Annotated in this window: 18 protein-coding genes and 1 pseudogene; 9 read left to right on the top strand and 10 right to left on the bottom strand. The window is 62.4% G+C overall.

Going from position 1 to position 17,632, the window contains the following annotated elements; all coding sequences use genetic code 11:
- The first annotated feature begins 236 nt into the window (after positions 1-236).
- Entirely contained in the window at positions 237-725 is a 489-nt protein-coding gene (locus tag ACNPAA_RS18655; RefSeq protein WP_010673753.1) for a GNAT family N-acetyltransferase, read from the top strand.
- Positions 726-758: 33 nt separating this feature from the next.
- Here the strand turns inward: ACNPAA_RS18655 and nqrE are convergent, their stop codons facing one another.
- From nqrE to ACNPAA_RS18625, 6 genes are all read right to left on the bottom strand, one after another.
- Positions 759-1,358: an NADH:ubiquinone reductase (Na(+)-transporting) subunit E gene (nqrE, locus tag ACNPAA_RS18650; protein ID WP_201872037.1), complete on the bottom strand. Its 600-nt coding sequence runs from the start codon at positions 1,356-1,358 to the stop codon at positions 759-761.
- 191 nt (positions 1,359-1,549) lie between these two features.
- Positions 1,550-1,843: a hypothetical protein gene (locus ACNPAA_RS18645; protein WP_161469860.1), complete on the bottom strand. Its 294-nt coding sequence runs from the start codon at positions 1,841-1,843 to the stop codon at positions 1,550-1,552.
- A 306-nt stretch (positions 1,844-2,149) separates the two neighbouring features.
- Positions 2,150-2,653 carry a GNAT family N-acetyltransferase gene (locus ACNPAA_RS18640; RefSeq protein ID WP_201872035.1) on the bottom strand — a complete coding sequence of 168 codons (504 nt, stop codon included), beginning with the start codon at positions 2,651-2,653 and terminating at the stop codon, positions 2,150-2,152.
- Between the two features lie 40 nt (positions 2,654-2,693).
- A complete protein-coding gene (locus ACNPAA_RS18635) occupies positions 2,694-3,875 on the bottom strand; it encodes a MerR family transcriptional regulator (RefSeq protein WP_010673749.1) in 1,182 nt (393 codons plus the stop codon).
- A gap of 150 nt (positions 3,876-4,025) precedes the next feature.
- Complete coding sequence (recJ, locus tag ACNPAA_RS18630; RefSeq protein WP_201872034.1) at positions 4,026-5,756, bottom strand: single-stranded-DNA-specific exonuclease RecJ; 1,731 nt, start codon at positions 5,754-5,756, stop codon at positions 4,026-4,028.
- Positions 5,722-6,438, bottom strand: coding sequence for a disulfide isomerase DsbC N-terminal domain-containing protein (locus ACNPAA_RS18625; protein WP_201872033.1), 717 nt, complete (start codon positions 6,436-6,438; stop codon positions 5,722-5,724). The genes recJ and ACNPAA_RS18625 overlap by 35 nt, the downstream gene beginning before the upstream one ends.
- 259 nt (positions 6,439-6,697) lie before the next feature.
- Here ACNPAA_RS18625 and mscL point away from each other — a divergent pair, with 259 nt between their 5' ends.
- The gene (mscL, locus tag ACNPAA_RS18620; protein WP_010673746.1) at positions 6,698-7,108 is read left to right on the top strand and encodes a large-conductance mechanosensitive channel protein MscL; all 411 of its coding nucleotides are present in this window, start codon (positions 6,698-6,700) and stop codon (positions 7,106-7,108) included.
- A gap of 73 nt (positions 7,109-7,181) precedes the next feature.
- On the opposite strand, the gene xerD is transcribed toward mscL, so the two are convergent.
- A complete protein-coding gene (gene xerD, locus ACNPAA_RS18615; RefSeq protein WP_042880761.1) occupies positions 7,182-8,081 on the bottom strand; it encodes a site-specific tyrosine recombinase XerD in 900 nt (299 codons plus the stop codon).
- Positions 8,082-8,264: 183 nt separating this feature from the next.
- Here xerD and fldB point away from each other — a divergent pair, with 183 nt between their 5' ends.
- The 4 genes from fldB (at position 8,265) to ACNPAA_RS18595 (ending at position 12,552) form a co-directional block, all read left to right on the top strand.
- A complete protein-coding gene (fldB, locus tag ACNPAA_RS18610; protein WP_041212516.1) occupies positions 8,265-8,783 on the top strand; it encodes a flavodoxin FldB in 519 nt (172 codons plus the stop codon).
- A 402-nt stretch (positions 8,784-9,185) separates the two neighbouring features.
- Complete coding sequence (locus tag ACNPAA_RS18605) at positions 9,186-10,586, top strand: TldD/PmbA family protein (RefSeq protein ID WP_417891942.1); 1,401 nt, start codon at positions 9,186-9,188, stop codon at positions 10,584-10,586.
- A 106-nt stretch (positions 10,587-10,692) separates the two neighbouring features.
- The gene (locus ACNPAA_RS18600; RefSeq protein WP_270806824.1) at positions 10,693-12,033 is read left to right on the top strand and encodes a TldD/PmbA family protein; all 1,341 of its coding nucleotides are present in this window, start codon (positions 10,693-10,695) and stop codon (positions 12,031-12,033) included.
- 141 nt (positions 12,034-12,174) lie between these two features.
- Entirely contained in the window at positions 12,175-12,552 is a 378-nt protein-coding gene (locus tag ACNPAA_RS18595) for a VOC family protein (protein WP_010673739.1), read from the top strand.
- 71 nt (positions 12,553-12,623) lie between these two features.
- Here the strand turns inward: ACNPAA_RS18595 and ACNPAA_RS18590 are convergent, their stop codons facing one another.
- Positions 12,624-13,550: a L,D-transpeptidase family protein gene (locus ACNPAA_RS18590; RefSeq protein WP_010673738.1), complete on the bottom strand. Its 927-nt coding sequence runs from the start codon at positions 13,548-13,550 to the stop codon at positions 12,624-12,626.
- Between the two features lie 443 nt (positions 13,551-13,993).
- On the opposite strand from ACNPAA_RS18590, the gene yegQ reads away from it, so the two are divergent.
- Both yegQ and ACNPAA_RS18580 read left to right on the top strand, forming a co-directional pair.
- Complete coding sequence (gene yegQ, locus ACNPAA_RS18585; protein WP_010675357.1) at positions 13,994-15,358, top strand: tRNA 5-hydroxyuridine modification protein YegQ; 1,365 nt, start codon at positions 13,994-13,996, stop codon at positions 15,356-15,358.
- A gap of 1 nt (position 15,359) precedes the next feature.
- Complete coding sequence (locus ACNPAA_RS18580) at positions 15,360-15,608, top strand: YfhL family 4Fe-4S dicluster ferredoxin (RefSeq protein WP_010675358.1); 249 nt, start codon at positions 15,360-15,362, stop codon at positions 15,606-15,608.
- Positions 15,609-15,917: 309 nt separating this feature from the next.
- On the opposite strand, the gene ACNPAA_RS18575 is transcribed toward ACNPAA_RS18580, so the two are convergent.
- Positions 15,918-16,310: a DUF1090 domain-containing protein gene (locus ACNPAA_RS18575; RefSeq protein WP_039041125.1), complete on the bottom strand. Its 393-nt coding sequence runs from the start codon at positions 16,308-16,310 to the stop codon at positions 15,918-15,920.
- A 160-nt stretch (positions 16,311-16,470) separates the two neighbouring features.
- Between ACNPAA_RS18575 and ACNPAA_RS18570 the strand changes: the two genes are divergently transcribed.
- Complete coding sequence (locus tag ACNPAA_RS18570; RefSeq protein ID WP_010675361.1) at positions 16,471-16,824, top strand: DsrE/DsrF/TusD sulfur relay family protein; 354 nt, start codon at positions 16,471-16,473, stop codon at positions 16,822-16,824.
- A gap of 3 nt (positions 16,825-16,827) precedes the next feature.
- Here the strand turns inward: ACNPAA_RS18570 and ACNPAA_RS18565 are convergent.
- Positions 16,828-17,511, bottom strand: a pseudogene (locus ACNPAA_RS18565) (MFS transporter); the annotation flags it as partial.
- Positions 17,512-17,632 lie beyond the last annotated feature (121 nt).

Raw genomic sequence — 17,632 nt, 5'->3', positions numbered from 1 at the left:
GGCGTGAATGAAGTCGAGAGCTTGGTCGATACGCATAAAAAAATCCGAAACCCAACAAGGAGTTTCGGATTCTTACACAGCCTGAGGATCGGTCAATGGATCCTTAACTGATCGGCATTAGCCTCTGGGCGCTCTTTTTTTTATCGCCGTCACCGCGCAGGCAGCGGTTGTCCCTTTGTGATTGGCGCCGTTCTGGCGTAACGTGGCCACTCCCCTTCTCTGGAGTGCTGTGCCGGATGCCGACTCTCACCGTTCGCCTGATCCCCCTGCGTGACGCAGACTTTCCCGCCTATCGCGACTACTTCATCGAGGATTACGCCCAGGATCTTGCCAGCAACCACGGGATGGCGCTGCCTGACGCCCACCGTCAGGCCGACGCCTCGTTGCAGCAGCTCCTGCCACTGGGTGTCGCCACCCCGGGTCATCACCTGCTCGCCATGGTACCTGAAGCCTCGAACGCGCCGGGCGAGCCTCTGGGCTATCTCTGGCACGCCATCGACGGCGCCGCCGGCACCACCTTCATCTACGACTTCTATGTGACACCGCCCCATCGTGGTCGCGGCCTCGGCAAGGCAGCCATGGCCGCCCTGGAAGCGCAGCTCGCCCCCCTAGGCATCCACCAGATCAAGCTGAGGGTGGCCCATGACAACCCGAGGGCACTGGCGCTCTATCAGGCGCTGGGCTTCACCATCACCGGCTACAACATGGCAAAGCGTCTGGATTGAGCACCTTCATTGGGCCACCACCCGGCCCATGGCTCAGAGCGAGATGCCGGAAAAAGACATGAAGCCGAGGGACATCAGCCCGGCCACGATGAAGGTAATGCCGATCCCCCGTAGCCCCTCTGGCACATCCGAATACTTCATCTTCTGGCGCAACCCCGCAATGGCGACGATGGCCAGCAGCCAGCCCAGCCCTGAGCCCGCCCCGTAGACCACGGATTCGATGAAGTCGTAATCCCGCTGGGCCATGAACATCACCCCGCCGAAGATGGCGCAGTGCACCGTCAGCAGCGGCAGATAGATACCGAGCGCGTGATGGAGCGCCGGGAAATGTTTGTCCAGCACCATCTCCATCACCTGCACCAGGGCCGCCAGCACCCCGATATAGACGATGAAATCGAGAAAGCCCAGATCAAACTCCCCGAGGAAGGTACTCTCGGGACGCAGGATATGGCGGTAGATCAGGTTGTTGAGGGGGATGGCGATTACCATGACCACCAGCACCGTCATGCCCAAACCGAAGGCGGTGTTGATGTTCTTGGAAACGGCCAGGAAGGTGCACATGCCAAGGAAGAAGGCCAGCGCCAGGTTTTCCACAAAGATCGACTGGATGAAGAGATTGACGTAATCGTCCATGAATGAGTTCACCACTTGGTTGCAATAAGAGCACGTCCGCGCCCGGCCAACGGCCAGTCGCGAAGATGACGTTTACAGAGAGAGCTGGCGCAGCACCCGGTAATGACCACGGCAGCCGCCAGACTGCCGAGCAGCCCGGTCAGCGGTACTCAATGACGGGGATCAAACGGGCAGGCGCCCGGCTGGTGAACCTAGTCGCCCTGGCAGAAGCGATATTGCAGGTGGTGGCAGCGAAGCCGCCGTGTGTGCAGAGCGCCGAAGTAGTCGGGCCGCTGCCTGAGATAGATGAGAGGCAGAAAGAACAGCAGGCCGCAGAGCAGGCAGAGGATATCGTGCTGGAACCAGGCCAGCAGCATCTGGTAGAGCTCGGCATGAGCGGCCCCTTCCAGTCGCCGTCCCTGCTCGAAACCGAGCCGCCACTGGGAGGCGGGCGGCAGGCTGACGTTGTCGGCAAGCCCCGGGTTCGCTGGCTCATGGAACAGCATCGGCCGCTCCTGCCCTTGCGTCTCCATTCCCTTAGTTGCAACGACCCCTGCCGCCGCCGCAGCGGCAAGCCAGAGAAGGCAGGCGATGGCAAGCACCATCGGCCATGACGAGGGGCGGCGAGAGGATGACAAGGGGGCTGTCCGTCAAGAAAAATTACAGGTGGAATATATCACAATACCGTCACTTATTGCATTTTCCACCATGAGATATTAACAGGAGCGATATTAAACACCGCCCCATTCCCTAAAACCGGCAAGGTTGCACCACCTTGAGAAAGCGGCTTTCATCTTCCTCAAGGTGAGGGCTCACCCCTGCTGGAAGGCCGGGTGGTAACACACTTCGCCACTGGGCATGGCAGCACCGAACGAGCGGGCCATGAAGTACTCGGCTGGCACGCCGGGCAGCGTCAACCCCGGCTCGGGCACGAAACCGAAACGGCCGTAGAAGCCGGGATCCCCCAGCACCACGCAGCCGGCCGCCCCTATCCCCTTGAGCTCGGCCAGACCCGCGTCCATCAGCCGTGACCCCAGCCCCCTGCCCTGAAGCGCAGGGGAGACGGAAATGGGGCCAAGGCCATACCAGTGCGGGCTGCCATCGCTGATGGTGACCGGCGAGAAGCAGAGGTGGCCGACCACTTGGCCCCCCTGCTCCGCCACCAGCGACAGGCTGAGTGCCCCGGCCTGGCGCAGGTCACGCACGATCAGCTGTTCGTTGTGATCGGTATGGGGGGCATTGAGGAACGCGGCCACGGTCAGCGCTTCAATGGCGTCGTGATCGGCGCCCGTTTCAGGTCGAATGAGAATATTCATAAGGTTTTCTCCGTTTGTTATCTTGCAATGGATGACCTGATCAGACTGCCTGCAGGCAGCAGATCACATAGCCATAGCTGCCCAGGTATTGGCGGTGAATGGCCACTTCCCGGCTCAGATCCTGCCAAGCTGGGCTATCCCCCAGCTCGGCACTGTGGCGCGCCAGATTGCGCTCGATGGGATCCAGATAGTTGTCCCAGGCCCTTGGCGGCAACGGGGTGTGCCACAGACAGCGATAACCCGCCTCCTGCACCGTTTTGAGCAGGCCCGCCAGGGTCTGCATGGCGGGATAATCTCGCTGCCAGAACGCCAGCGCCTCCTCTGGGGGCGTGTCAGTCAGCCACACCAGGTCGCTCAGCACCAGGCAGGCATCAGGATCGGCAAGGTACGCCCGCCAGGCTTTGAGCGCATTGGCCACCCCTATGGTGTAGGCGCTCCCCTCGGCCCAGATGAGATCGGCGGGGACCAGGTCCGCCGGCAGCGCCGCCATGTTGGCGCACAGGGTGGTGACCTGCTCAAAGCCAGCCGCGCTGGCCGATCTCGCCACGGCGGCCAGCGCCTCCTCGTCCAGATCGATGGCCACTATGGTGGCGTCCGTCACCTGTGCCAGCGCCAGGGTGGCGGAGCCGCGCCCGCAGCCCATGTCGAAGATCCGGCGAGGCTGGCTGGGCAGCGCGGCAAATTGCTGCTGGGTGAAGAGGCTATCGCCCGGCCCCCAATAGCTCATGCCATCCAGCAGCAGCTTGAAATCCCGGATGTAGCGCTCATGTTCATTCATGTCTTTGCTGAGCCACTGCAGGTGGTAACGCGCTTTTTCACTGAATCCCTGCTTCATCACCCAGGCAAAGTAAGCCTGCGGGGCTTGATGCTGCAGTTGCCGCTGCCAGGCCTTGAACTCGTCGCCGGAGTGCGCACGCAAACCGGCGAGATCCGCCAGCAGATCCCGGGCGCGTTGCATCCGCGCCAGCTCTTCATCCAGCTCCCTGACCCGGGCCTGCAATGCCGCCTGATCTATCTCGCCAGCCAGACAGGCGAGGCACTGCTTGAGGCTGAGACCACCTGCCTGCAGGGCCTGTACCATCCGCAGCCGCTGCAGATCGTCATCGTCGTAGTGGCGATAGCCGTTGGCGCCCCTCGTGCCCGTAATCACCCCCAGCTTCTCGTAATAGAGCAGGGTAGAGCGGGCCAGGCCGCAGCGCCGGGCCAGTTCGGATATTTTCATGACAGCGACTCGCAGTGGGGTCCGTGACCCGATGAAGGGAAGCTTAAACTGTGAAGCAATAGACGGGTCAACGACAACATCCGGGTTCACACCATAAAAAAACGGCCACCCTGAGGTGGCCGTCATCGACAGCAAGAGAGACTCGCGGGATCAGAGGCCGGCGGCTTCCAGATGCTCCACCAACAACTGCACGCTGCGGTTGCCACGCCACTCGTTGACGTCGAGCCGGTAGACCAGCCGCACCCGCTTCACCGAAGCATCGGGCCAGCGCTGCAAGTCGACGCCAAAGGCGATGGCATCCACCGCGTGGCCGGAATCCGTGGTCAGCATCATCTTGAGGTGCTTCTCCCCCACCAGCCGCTGCTGCACCAGCACGAACTCGCCGTCAAACAGCGGCTCGGGGAAGGCCTGACCCCAGGGGCCGGAGGCGCGAATAAGCTCCGCCAGCTCGAGGGTGAGCTCGTCCGGCAGCAGTTCGCCATCGGTGAGCAGCACCCCGGTCAAGAGCTCAGGGGTCACCAGCTCGCCGATGACCGCCTCAAAAGCCCGCCCGAAGGCCTCGATATTGGCCTTGGGCAGGGTCAACCCGGCCGCCATGGCGTGGCCGCCAAACTTGCCCATCAAGCCGGGGTGGCGGGTATCGAGCAGTTCCAGCGCATCGCGCAGGTGCACCCCCGGGATGGAGCGCCCGGAGCCCTTGAGCTCGGTCTCGCTGCTCTCGGCAAAGGCGATGACCGGGCGGTAGTACTTCTCCTTCACCTTGGAGGCCACCAGCCCCACCACCCCCTGATGCCACTCGTTTCGGTGCAGCACGATGCCGGAGGGCACCTCGCCGTCGCGAAAACGGATCTGCTCCAAAGTGGCGAGCGCCTCCTGCTGCATCCCCTGCTCGATCTCCTTGCGCTCCTGGTTGAGGCTGTCCATTTCGGAGGCGAACTGGCGCGCCAGGTTGATGTCGTCACAGAGCAGACAGGCGACCCCGAGGGACATGTCATCGAGCCGGCCCACCGCGTTGAGGCGCGGCCCCAGCGCAAAGCCGAGATCGGCAGCGCACAGGCGACGACCGTCGCGGCCCGACACGTCCACCAGCGCCTGGATGCCGGGGCGGCAGCGGCCGGCCCGGATCCGCTGCAAGCCCTGATGGACCAGGATGCGGTTGTTGCCATCGAGCGCCACCACATCGGCGACCGTGCCGAGCGCCACCAGATCGAGGTAATCCGCCACGTTGGGGGCGCACAGCCCCTGACGCTCATACCAGCCGCTCTGGCGCAGCTGGGTATTGAGGGCCGCCATCAGATAGAAGGCGACCCCGACCCCGGCCAGCGACTTGGAGGGGAAGTCGCAGCCATGCTGGTTGGGGTTCACTATCGCATCGGCGTCAGGCAGCTCCTGGCCCGGCAAATGGTGATCGGTAACCAGTACCTGCATGCCGGCCGCCTTGGCCGCCGCCACCCCGGCGATGCTGGAGATGCCGTTGTCCACCGTGATCAGAAACTCGGCGCCGCGGGCCACCGCCAGCTCGACGATCTCCGGGGTGAGGCCATAACCGAACTCGAAGCGGTTGGGCACCAGAAAATCGATGTGACGACCGCCCATGGCGCGCAGGGCCAGCACGCACAGCGCCGAGCTGGTGGCGCCGTCGCAGTCAAAGTCACCGACAATGAGAATGCGTTTTTGCGCCGTCAACGCCTCGGCCAACAGCGGCACCGCCTGCGCCATGCCGAACAGACGCTGGGGCGGCAGCAGCTGGCTGGCGCTGCGCTCCAGCAGAGCGGGATCTTCGACCCCGCGGCTGGCGAAGATTTGACGAAGCAGCGGGTGCAGGGTGGCGGGCAGATGGGAATCATCAACTCGCGGACGACGACGGATTAGCAGGGGCATTGATGTGATCCAGTATCTTGAGCAGTTGTTCAGGGCTCTGATAACCGCGCACCAGGTCGCCATTTGGCAGGACCCAGCTCGGCAGCGCCTTGATCCCGAGCCACTGGCTCAGGCCGATATGATGGGCAAGGATCTCATTACAGCCGGTCTCAGGCAAACGATCACTGAGATCCAGTGCGTCGAACTGCCGGGGATCGCACCAGAGCGCCTGCGTCTCGGCCAGCTCGACGAAGGGGGCAGCCAGGGGCAGCAACTGCACGCTCACCCCTCTTTCCTGCAATTGCGGCAACTCGTCCAGCACGGCGTGACAGCGGCGGCAGCCGAGATCGGTAAACAGGGTCACCCGGTAGCGCTCGTTCGGCGCCTTGAGCCAGAGCCGGGCCTCCCCTATCTGGGAGAGCGCCAGCCTGCGTTGCTGCTGCTGGCTGAGCCGGGTGAGGTTTCTCATGTCGTGGGCCAGATCCAGCATGGAGCCCTGCAGCACATAGTCTCCCCTGGCATCGCTGTAGAGCAGTCCCTGGGCCGTGCCCAGCAGATAGAGGCCCGGCATGGGGGTCTCGTCCACCAGGTAGACCTGCACACCGAGGCGCTGCTCTATGGTCTGTTTCAACACATGGGGGTCCATCCCCGCGCTGGCCGCAAAAGCGCACAGCAGCATCATTCCCAGCAGTAAATATCGCATTAGCTCATTCACTTGGCATGATGGAAGGGCCTCATAAGGTAACCCGGACAATTCCCTCTCCCAAAGACCTTAATTAGTGATCGATTAATAACGTCCGCAAGAAAAAATCACGGGATGACAGGTTGCCAATCGGGCTTGAGCCCCGCAAGCTAATCAGGACGATGGGAGACATCTTTAGTCATCCCTCTGTTTTGCTGATGTTTTATTATTCAAATCGACGTGCGCTCAGGTGGCATGTCGTCCATTTCTAGGGGGAAAAATGAGTCTGATTCAAGAGTTCAAGGCCTTTGCGTCCAGAGGCAACGTCATCGACATGGCGGTCGGTATCATCATTGGTGCCGCCTTCGGCAAGATAGTCTCCTCCTTCGTGGGAGACGTGATCATGCCCCCCATCGGGCTGATCCTGGGGGGCGTGGATTTCAGCGATCTCGCCGTGACCCTGAAGGCCGCCGAAGGGGATGCCCCTGCCGTGGTCATCGCCTACGGCAAGTTCATCCAGACCTGTATCGACTTCCTGATCATTTCCTTCGCCATCTTCATGGGGCTCAAGGCCATCAACACCCTGAAGAAGAAGCAGGAAGAGGAAGCCGCCGCCCCGGCCGGCCCCACCAAGGATCAGGAGCTGCTGACCGAGATCCGCGACTTGCTGAAATCCCAGCAGGGGAAATAACCGTTTCCTCCCTGTCGTGTGCTGAAAAAAAACCGCCTTCGGGCGGTTTTTTGTTGCAGGGCCGGTGAGGCGATCAGGCTCTGGGGTGGTGCTGGCCGTGCAGTGCCTTGAGCCGCTCGTTGGCCACGTGGGTATAGATCTGGGTGGTGGAGAGATCCGCGTGGCCCAGCAGCATCTGCACCACTCGCAGATCGGCGCCGTGATTGAGCAGGTGGGTGGCGAAGGCGTGACGCAGGGTGTGGGGGGAGAGTTCCCCTCTGATGCCGGCTCTCAGGGCATAGAGCTTGATGCGGTGCCAGAAGGTCTGGCGAGTCATCATCCGGGCCCGCTTGGAGGGGAACACCACGTCAGAGCTGGTGCCGCCGAGGAGCAGGGTACGCGCCTCCCGGTAGTAGCGCTCCAGCCAGTGCACCGCCTCCTCCCCCATGGGGACCAGGCGCTCCTTGTTGCCCTTGCCCACCACCCGCACCAGCCCCTGGCGCAGGCTGACGTGTTCGGCGGTCAGCCCCACCAGCTCGGATACCCGCAGCCCGGTGGCGTAGAGCAGCTCGAGCATTGCCTTGTCCCGCAGCTCCAGCGGGTCGTCCACCAGGGGCGCTTGCAGCAGCGCCTCCACCTCGGCTTCGCTCAGATCCGATGGCAGCTTTTTGGGGAGCTTTGGCCCCTCCAGCAGCACGGTGGGATCGTCGCTGCGCAGCTTCTCGCGATTGAGGTACTGGTAGAAGCGGCGCAGGGCCGAGAGGAAACGGGCCGTGCTGCTGGCCGCGAACTGATGGTCCACCCGCCAGGCGAGGTAGTGCTGGATGTCGTCCAGCCCCGCCAGCAGCAGGGAACCGCCTTGCTCATCGAGCCAGAGGGCAAATTTTTCCAGGTCGGTGCGATAGGAGCTGACCGTGTTGTCGGAAAGCCCCCGCTCCAGCCAGAGGGCGTCGAGAAACGGCTCGATCAGGGGATGGGATTCTGCTTTGCTCATGGTGCGCCGCGCTCAGGGAAACAGGTCGCCATTGTAACGTGCCGACCCACCCGGGCCGCAAGGCAAGGCTGCACATCCCCTCAGGCGGTGAAGAGCCCGGCGCAATCTGCTAGACTGGCGCCCTCCCCCCGGGCGCCGCTGTGCCGGTCACGCCCCTTGCCGACTGCGATCAAGAGAAGAGCGATGAAGATAGGTTTGTTTTATGGCTCCACCACCTGCTACACCGAGATGGCCGCCGAGAAGATCCGCGCCCTCATCGGCCCCGAGCTGGTCGATCTCCACAACATCAAGGATGTGCCCCTCGCCCGCATGCAGGAGTACGACATCCTGATCCTGGGCATCTCCACCTGGGACTTCGGCGAGCTGCAGGAGGACTGGGAATCTCGCTGGGAAGACATCGCCGACCTGCATCTGGAGGGACGCATCATCGCCCTGTTTGGCATGGGCGATCAGCTGGGCTATGGGGAGTGGTATCAGGATGCCCTCGGCCTGCTGCACGATCAGCTGGTCCCCAAGGGGGTCAAGCTGGTGGGCTACTGGCCCAACGAGGGGTACGAGTTTGACGCCTCCAAGGCGCTCATCGACGATGGCCGTCACTTCGTCGGGCTGGCCCTCGATGACGCCAACCAGTACGACCAGACCGAGTCCCGCATCGAGCAGTGGGTCGACCAGATCCTGAGCGAGATCCACGAACTGCTCTGATCCTGGCCGCCTGGATGTTCAACGACGCCGGCCAATGGGCGACCAGATCGACCCCGTATCGAGCAGTGGGTCAACCAGATCCTGAGCGAGATCCACGAACTGCTCTGACCCTGATCGCCTGGATGTTCGACGACGCCAGCCATTGGACGACCAGACCGACCCCGTATCGAGCAGTGGGTCAACCTCATATAAAACGAGCGCCATGAGCGGCGCCAACCTCCCCTGCCGGTAGCCTGCGCTCGGGCTGCCGGGCGCATAAATCGCACCGATTTTCTCGTTTGGTATCATCGGCTGACGCTATAGCGACTTTTTGCTTCTGGTCTGCAACAATGAGGTCGACACCCCATAACAACACAACGCCGGGTGTCGGAAGCAAACGGACAGACCAGAAAAGGATATTCTATGACTTCATTCTCCCTGTTGGCCCCCGCCATCGCACGCGACGTGCTCGATCACGCGCTGGCGCTGGGTGCCGATTTCGCCGAGCTGTTTGTGGAGCGCAAGCGCCGCAGCCAGCTCAGCCTGCTCTCCAGCCAGATAGAGAACATCAGCGGTGGTCTCGACTTCGGTATCGGCGTTCGCCTGTGCTACGGCCACAAGTTGCTCTACGGCTACACCAACCTGGCCGATCGCAACGAGCTCTTGCGCATCGTTACCCTGCTGGCGGCCAAGGACAGGCGTGACCCCGTGGTCACCGCCACTGCCTTTGACTTCACCCGCCTGACCGACCGCAACCCGATCGCTCTGCCGCTGTCGGCCGACAAGCTGCTGGAGCAGAAGATCGCCTACCTGCATGCCATGGACGCTGCGGCCCGCGCCGAGAGCGACAAGGTGAGCCAGTTCTCGGGCAACGTGCTCGGCTGGGAGCAGGAGGTGGAGATCTTCAACAGCGAAGGGGTGCAGGTGAGCGATCGCCGCCACTACAACCGCATCATGGCCCAGACCATCGCCCTGGACGGGGGCGAGCAGAGCGTAGGTTATGAAGCCCCCGGTGCCATGAAGGGATGGGAGCATGCCGAGAGCATCGATCCCCGCGAGCTGGCTCTCACCGCCACCCGCCAGGCACTGGTGAAGCTGGGAGCCGCCCCCTGCCCGAGCGGCAAGCTGCCGGTCATCATGGAGAGCGGCTTTGGCGGCGTCATCTTCCACGAGGCGTGCGGTCACCTGCTGGAGACCACCTCGGTGGCCAAAAAGGCATCCGTGTTCCACGACAAGATGGGCCAGCTCATCGCCAACCCCGCGGTCAGCGCGGTGGACGAGGGCTTGCAGGGCAACGCCTGGGGCTCCATCAACGTCGATGACGAAGGGATGGCGACCCAGCACACCCAGCTCATCAAGGACGGCGTGCTGACCGGCTTCCTGGTGGACAGAATGGGGGCCCTTCGCACCGGCTACGCCCGCACCGGTTCCGGGCGCCGGGAATCCTACAAGTTCGCCCCCGCCTCCCGCATGCGCAACACCTATATCGAACCGGGCAACTACAGCCTCGACGACATGCTGGCAACCGTGGAACACGGCATCTATGCCAAGCGGATGGGGGGTGGCTCTGTGCAGCCCGGTACCGGCGAGTTCAACTTCAACGTGCAGGAGGCCTACCTCATCGAGGGGGGCAGGATCACCCGGCCCCTCAAGTCGGCCACCCTGATCGGCACCGGCCCGCAGGTATTGAAGGAGATCTCCATGGTGGGGCGCGATCTGGCCCTCTCCGCCGGCATGTGCGGCTCGGTCTCCGGCTCCATTCCCGCCTCGGTCGGCCAGCCGCCGCTCAAGGTTGACAGCATTCTGGTCGGAGGGAACGCCTGATGAACATCCATGACACTCTATGCGGTTCCATCTCCCGCCTCATTCGCGTTTCAGTCGGCCAGCCGCCGCTCAAGGTTGACAATATCCTGGTCGGAGGGAACGCCTGATGAGCCAACTCAACATGAACCAACTGCTTGCCCGTCTGCTGGAGCAGGTCGCCGATCTGGGTGCCGAGGCAGACGTCATCGCCAATCAGGAGAAGGCCTTCTCCCTCAAGGCCGACAAGGGCGAACTCAGTGAATACAAGGTCACCAGCAGCCAGCAAATCGGCATTCGCCTCATCAAGGAAGGCCGGGTCGGCATCGCCTATTCCGAGTCCCTCGACGCGTCGGCCCTGGACGCCATGGTGCAGGATGCGCTCGATGCGAGCCACTTCGCCAAGGTGGACCCGGATCAGCGCATCACAGTGCAGCAGAGCAGGCTCATCACCGACTGCGCCGAAATACATCAGGCCGACACCACGGCGGTGGAAGAGAAGATCGCCCTGACCCTGCGCCTCGAGTCCGACATGCTGGCCCTGCCGGACGTGACCGGCGCCCCCTACAACGGCTTCTTCGAGGGGGAGAGCCGCTTCTGGCTTGCCAACAGCCAGGGCAGCGTCTGCGAACATCAGGAGTTCAGCGTCGGCTGCCACAGCTCCGCTCTCATCGAGCGAGAGGGCCGCCAGTCCATGCACTACCAGGGACAGTACGCACGGCGCTTCGACGAGTTGGAGAGCCAGCCTCTCATCCGCCAGATCCACGCCGTGGCCGATGGCCTGCTGATGGGTGAGGCGGTGCTGAGCGGTCGCTACAGCGTCATCTTCAGCACCCACTGCTTTGCCAGCCTGTTTGGCTGCTTCCAGTCCGCACTGTCTGGCAAGTGGGCCCAGCAGGGGATCAACCCCTGGCGCGACAAGCTGGGCCAAAGCGTGGCTTCTCGCTGGCTCACCCTGGAGAGTCGTGCCTATATGCCGGGGGGCATGAAGATCAAGGCGTTTGACGGCGAAGGGGCCGCCACTTCGGATCTCCTGCTCATCGGCGAGGGGGAGCTCAAGACCCTGCTGCACAACAGCGCCACCGCCCGCCACTTCGGCGTGACAAGCAACGGTGCAGCCGCCCGAAGTGCCCGCAGTGCCCTGGACGTGGCCCCTCGTCACCTGGTGTTCGGGCTCGGCCCCCACGGCGAGGCCGAGGTACAAAGCGGTGAGTACCTGGAGCTGGTCAAGCTGGACGGCCTGCACTCCGGGGCCGATGCGGTGAGCGGCGACTTCTCGTTCGGCGCCTCCGGCTTCCTCTGCCGAAATGGCGAGCGCGTGGCACCGGTACGCGGCATCACGGTGGCGGGCAACTTCTATCGTCTGCTCGGGGAGCTGGAAGCGGTCGGCAACCAGCTGCACCACGACGATGGCAAGGACTTCTATGCCCCGCTGATCCGCTTTGGCGGGCTCAGCATTGCCGGCAAATAAGAGGGGAGCCTTACTCGGCTCTTCCCCCTTCAAGCGGCGCCATCAGGCGCCGCTTTTTTTATCCATGGCGCCCCCCGACAGCCACTTCTAACCTCAAAGAGCCACCGACCGCGTTGGCCGGGAACTCTGGAGAATACGACGATGGACAACACCCTGGTCTGGGCCGACATTCCGACACGGGATCTGGATCGCGCCATGGACTTCTACTCGGCCCTGCTCGATGTGCAGGTCACCCCCATCCAGGAAGAGACCATGCGCTTTGCCATGCTGCGCCACGACGGCAGCAACGCGGCGGCCTGTCTCGGCCCCATGGACAAATATCACCAGCCCGGCGGTGCCGGTCCCCTCATCTATCTCTCCCTCGGTGACAGGCTGCAGGAGGCGGAGCTGCTGGTCCCCCGGCTCGGCGGGCGGGTGCTGGAGCCTCTGCACAGCATCGGCAGTGGTCATGGCTCCCGGGTCATCATCGAGGATACCGAAGGCAACTGGCTGGCCCTCTATGCCCCACCAGCCAGCTGACGTCCGGATACACAGAAACAACAACGGCGACCTGATGGTCGCCGTTGTTGTTTAACTGCACTTGCCGGCCATTACGCCTCTGGATTGAGGCGGGTCGGGATGCCGGTACGCTGTTCCAGCACCTGCTTGACCACGTTGGAATCGCTGTCAGCATGGGCGATGAAGCGGGTGGTAGCCGGGGTCATGGGCAGCGGCACGGAGGCGGTGGAGTTGAACTCTTCCTCGGTGCGCGACAGCGGCTCGTGCACTTCCATGTAGCGACCGCCATCCGGCTCGACCGTGGTCTTGACCGGCTGGTTGACGAACTGGACGCGGGTGCCGACCGGCACGTGATCGAACAGGTACTTGATGTCGTCGGCGCGCAGGCGCACGCAGCCGCTGCTCACCCGCAAACCGATACCGAAGGTGGCGTTGGTGCCGTGGATGGCGTACAGGTTGCCGATGTAGAGCGCGTGCAGGCCCATGGGGTTGTCCGGGCCGGCCGGCCAGACCGCGGGCAGGGTCTTGCCCTGGGCGGCGTAGCGGCGACGGATATTCTCGGTCGGGGTCCAAGTCGGGTTGGCACGCTTGCGTTCAACCTTGGTGATCCAGTTCTCCGGGGTGTTGACCCCGAGCTGGCCGATGCCGATGGGCAGCACATGCACCACGTTCTTGCCCTTCGGGTAGTAGTAGAGACGCATCTCCGCCACGTTGATGACGATCCCTTCGCGGGGAGCGTTGGGCAGGATCAGCTGATGGGGAATGATCAGCGTGCTGCCCGCCTTGGGCAAGTAGGGGTCGACGCCCGGGTTGGCTTCCATGATGTTGGTCAGACCCAGCTGGAAGTCGGAGGCGATCTGCTCCAGCGGACGGTTGTCTGCGGGCACCACGTATTCCTGGTTCTCACCGATCAGGCGGCTGTTGGCTGCAGGCAGCGGGTATTCAACGGCGGCGGCCTGCTGGCTGACCAGCGCCAGCGTACATAAAAGAGCCGAAGCGGCAATGCGAAGGGGATTCATAAAATTCCTGTATGGTTTCCTGTTCCTGTGGGCCTTTGCCCTGCTCATCATCGGTCTCTTGTGGGCCCGTCACCGGGGACCAACAACCGAGCGCGCATTCTTTCCCGAGCAGGGCAAAATTTCAACTTGGAGATGGTCTTTTTCGCCGAAAAGATCCATTTCACTGCCAACTCAGGGGCATCTTTCACCCCTTGCACTCTAGCAACCCCAGTCTGAGCGTAAAATGAACATGGCGCAGGCATGCCAAGACCGTCCCAAATTGCATGACGAGGCGGTCACGAGTACAATCTCGCACCCCGTATATCCGGAGTATCGAGTCACCTCCTGCTCCGATGTACCCCCATCGGATGGCCGTGCGTCGAAGACGGTCGCGCCACCGATGAACCCACACGACGCCATCAGGTGGCGCCGTCCTGATTTGCAATCAGATAAAAGAGTCCAACATGTTCAGACCAGAATTGCTCTCCCCTGCCGGGACCCTCAAGAACATGCGCTACGCCTATGCCTATGGCGCAGACGCCGTCTATGCGGGCCAGCCGCGCTACAGCCTGCGGGTGCGCAACAACGAATTCGATCACGAGAATCTGCAGCTCGGCATCAACGAGGCCCATGCCCTCGGCAAGCAGTTCTATGTGGTGGCCAACATCCAGCCCCACAACTCCAAGCTCAAGACCTTCATCCGCGACATGCGCCCCGTGGTGGATATGAAGCCGGATGCACTCATCATGTCCGACCCCGGCCTCATCATGATGATGCGCGAAGCCTTCCCCGACATGCCTATCCACCTCTCGGTGCAGGCCAACGCGGTCAACTGGGCCACGGTGAAGTTCTGGCATCAGATGGGACTGACCCGTGCCATCCTCTCCCGCGAGCTGTCTCTCGACGAGATCGAGGAGATCCGCATGCAGGTGCCGGAGATGGAACTGGAAGTCTTCGTCCACGGGGCGCTGTGCATGGCCTACTCCGGCCGCTGCCTGCTCTCCGGCTACATCAACAAGCGTGACCCCAATCAGGGCACCTGCACCAACTCCTGCCGCTGGGAGTACAAGGTGCACGAGGGCAAGGAAGATGACGTGGGCCAGATCGTCCACCGCCAGGAGCCCATCGCCGTGCAAAAGGTGGATCCGACCCTGGGCGCAGGCAAGCCGACCGATGCCCTGGTGCTGCTGGAGGAGTCCAACCGCCCGGGCGAGTTCATGACCGCGTTTGAAGACGAGCACGGCACCTACATCATGAACTCCAAGGATCTGCGCGCCGTCGAGCACGTCGAGCGCCTGACCAAAATGGGCGTTCATTCGCTGAAAATCGAAGGCCGTACCAAGTCCTTCTACTACTGCGCCCGTACCGCCCAGGTCTATCGCAAGGCCATCGACGATGCGGTGGCTGGCCGTCCATTCGATCCGACCCTGATGGGCACCCTCGAGAACCTGGCCCACCGCGGCTACACCGAGGGCTTCCTGCGCCGTCACAACCACAGCGAATACCAGAACTACGACTACGGTTACTCCGTCTCCGACACCCAGCAGTTCGTCGGCGAGATCACCGGTCGCAACGGTGACATGGTCGAGGTCGAGGTGAAGAACAAGTTCCTGCTGGGCAACAGCCTGGAGCTGATGACCCCCCAGGGCAACCTCAGCTTCAACCTGGAGCAGATGCAGAACCGCAAGGGCGAGCTCATCGACACCGCACCGGGCAACGGCCACGTGGTCTACGTGCCGGTACCCAAGGAGATCGACGTGAATTACGGCATCCTGCTGCGCAACCTCGGCGAGCGCGAGGATACCCGTCAACCTCACTCGGCGGCCTGAGATGGCACTGCTCATCACCGACAAGTGCATCAACTGTGACATGTGCGATCCGGAGTGCCCGAACCAGGCCATCACCCTGGGGAGCAAGATCTACGAGATAGACCCGGATCGCTGCACCGAATGCGTCGGCCACTATGAGAAGCCCACCTGCATCAGCGTCTGCCCTATCGACTGCATCATCTGGGATCCCGCCCATGTGGAAACCGAAGATCAGCTGATGGAAAAGTTTGTGCGGATGCACAGGCAGTAGCAGTAACACCTGCATCAGCGTCTGCTCTACAGGGACTGCATCCTCCGGGATCCCGTCCATAGGGTGGAAACCGAAGATCAGTTGATGGAAAAGTTCGTGCGGATGCACAGGCAGTAAGCCTGTATCAGCGTCTGCGCCCTATGGACGGCATCCTTCGAGATGTCCGTCCATAGGGTGGAAACCGAAGATCAGCGGATGGAGAAATTCGTGCGGATGCACAGGCAGTCAGCGTCTGACACTCGCGGGCGCATTATCCAGAAATAGAAAAAGCCGGGTATGCCCGGCTTTTTCTATTGCGCTGCCCTTCCCTCAGGGTTTGACCAGTTTTTGCAGCGCCTCGAGTTCGCGCTGGGCTTCCAGCAACTCGGCCTGGGACTCCTCCAGCTTGGACTGCTTCTTGGCAATCTTGTCCGGCTTGCCCGATACCCGTGCGCTCTGCAACTCGGCCAGCCGCTCTTCCACTTCTTCCCTCTGCTTGACCACCTTGCGTTGCTGCTCCTCAAGGAGCCCGGCATCGGTACAATGGGCCTCCAGGTTGCGCAGTGCCCGCTCAAGGCCGGCTACCTGCTCCTGGTTGTTGTGCGCCCTGGCGAACGCAAGCTGATCCGTCACGGCCTGCTGTCTGGCCTTGCAGCCGATGTTTTCACTACCATAGGCTTGTCCGGCCAACAACAATAAGCCTATTCCGGCGATCTTCCACATAACAACCTATTTGTTCTGTCATACTGGATGGCCGTCCATGAGACCTGACTCCCTGTGTGAGGTCAAGACACACGGGGCCGGGCTACGACAGAGTGTGCTCTGCATCATGCCGGGCCGCTTTCGCCGAGGCTACAATGGCCCTTTCAATCAGGAGAGCCACATGACCCAACACATTCTCATCATTGCCAACGGCGCCCCCTATGGCAGCGAGTCCCTGTTCAATGCCCTGCGCCTCGGCATCGCCCTCAAAGAGGAGGGAAAGGTAGACCTCAACCTCTTCCTGATGTCGGATGCCGTCACTGCTGCTCTGGCCGGGCAGGCTCCGGCCGAGGGCTACAACCTGCGCCAGATGCTGGAGATACTGCTGGCTCAGGGCACCCGGATCCGGCTTTGCAAGAGCTGCACCGATGCGCGCGGCATCACCCCGCTACCCCTTGTCGAGGGCATAGAGATAGGCACCCTCCCCTTGCTGGCCCAATGGACTCTGGCCGCCGACAAGGTGCTGACCTTCTAGCCGTCAGGGCCCGACCCGGACCAGCTCAGGGCGCGAGGTCCGGGTACTCAGACCATAGAGCATCAGGATCACCAGGCAGAGCAGCGCCATCAGGGCGTAAAGCCAGCTCCCGCCCCAGTGGGCCAGCACCCAGCCTCCCAGCAAGGCCCCCATGGCCACCCCGAGTCCGGAGATGGAGGCCGCCCCGAAATAGCTCCCCTTCAAATGACCAGGCGCCATCTGATCGATCAGCACATTGAGCAAGGGGAAGAGGATGCACTCCCCGACGCTCAAGAGGATCACCGCCACTATCCAGTGCCACCAGATGGCGGTCTCCCCCAGCGCAAACTGCAACTGGGCGCCGAGAAAGAGCGCCACCCCGAGTTGCAGCTTGCGCCGCGTGGACCAGCGGGCAGTCAAGTGCAGCAGGGGGAACTGCAGCATCACTATGGTCAGCGCATTGGTCGTCACCAGCCAGCCGATGAGCCGCTCCACCTCCGGCGTCCCCGCGCGGGTCAGATACTGGATGAGGGGCGACTCGAACTGGGCGTAGACCAGCATCAGCAGCAGATTGGCCATGATCAGCAGCAGAAATCCCCTGTCCTGCCAGAGCACCCGCAGCACGGCACGCATGCCGGGCCCGGCCGCCTGGCTGGTGTGGCAACCCGCCAGCCTGAACCCGATGACAAAGACCATGCCAAGCAGCAGATCATGTACAGAACCTTAAGCGGCAAGCGAATTAATAATACCGTCTAACGTGTTGTTTTGCTTGGATTTTCTCTGCCTACTCTTTTTGCCGTTTTTGGATAAATACACCATTGCCCACTCC

It is taken from the genome of Aeromonas sp. PS2Canimalfood6, from assembly GCF_048276795.1.
GTDB classification, from domain to species: Bacteria; Pseudomonadota; Gammaproteobacteria; order Enterobacterales; family Aeromonadaceae; genus Aeromonas; species Aeromonas caviae.
This window is presented reverse-complemented; position numbering and strand designations above follow the sequence as displayed.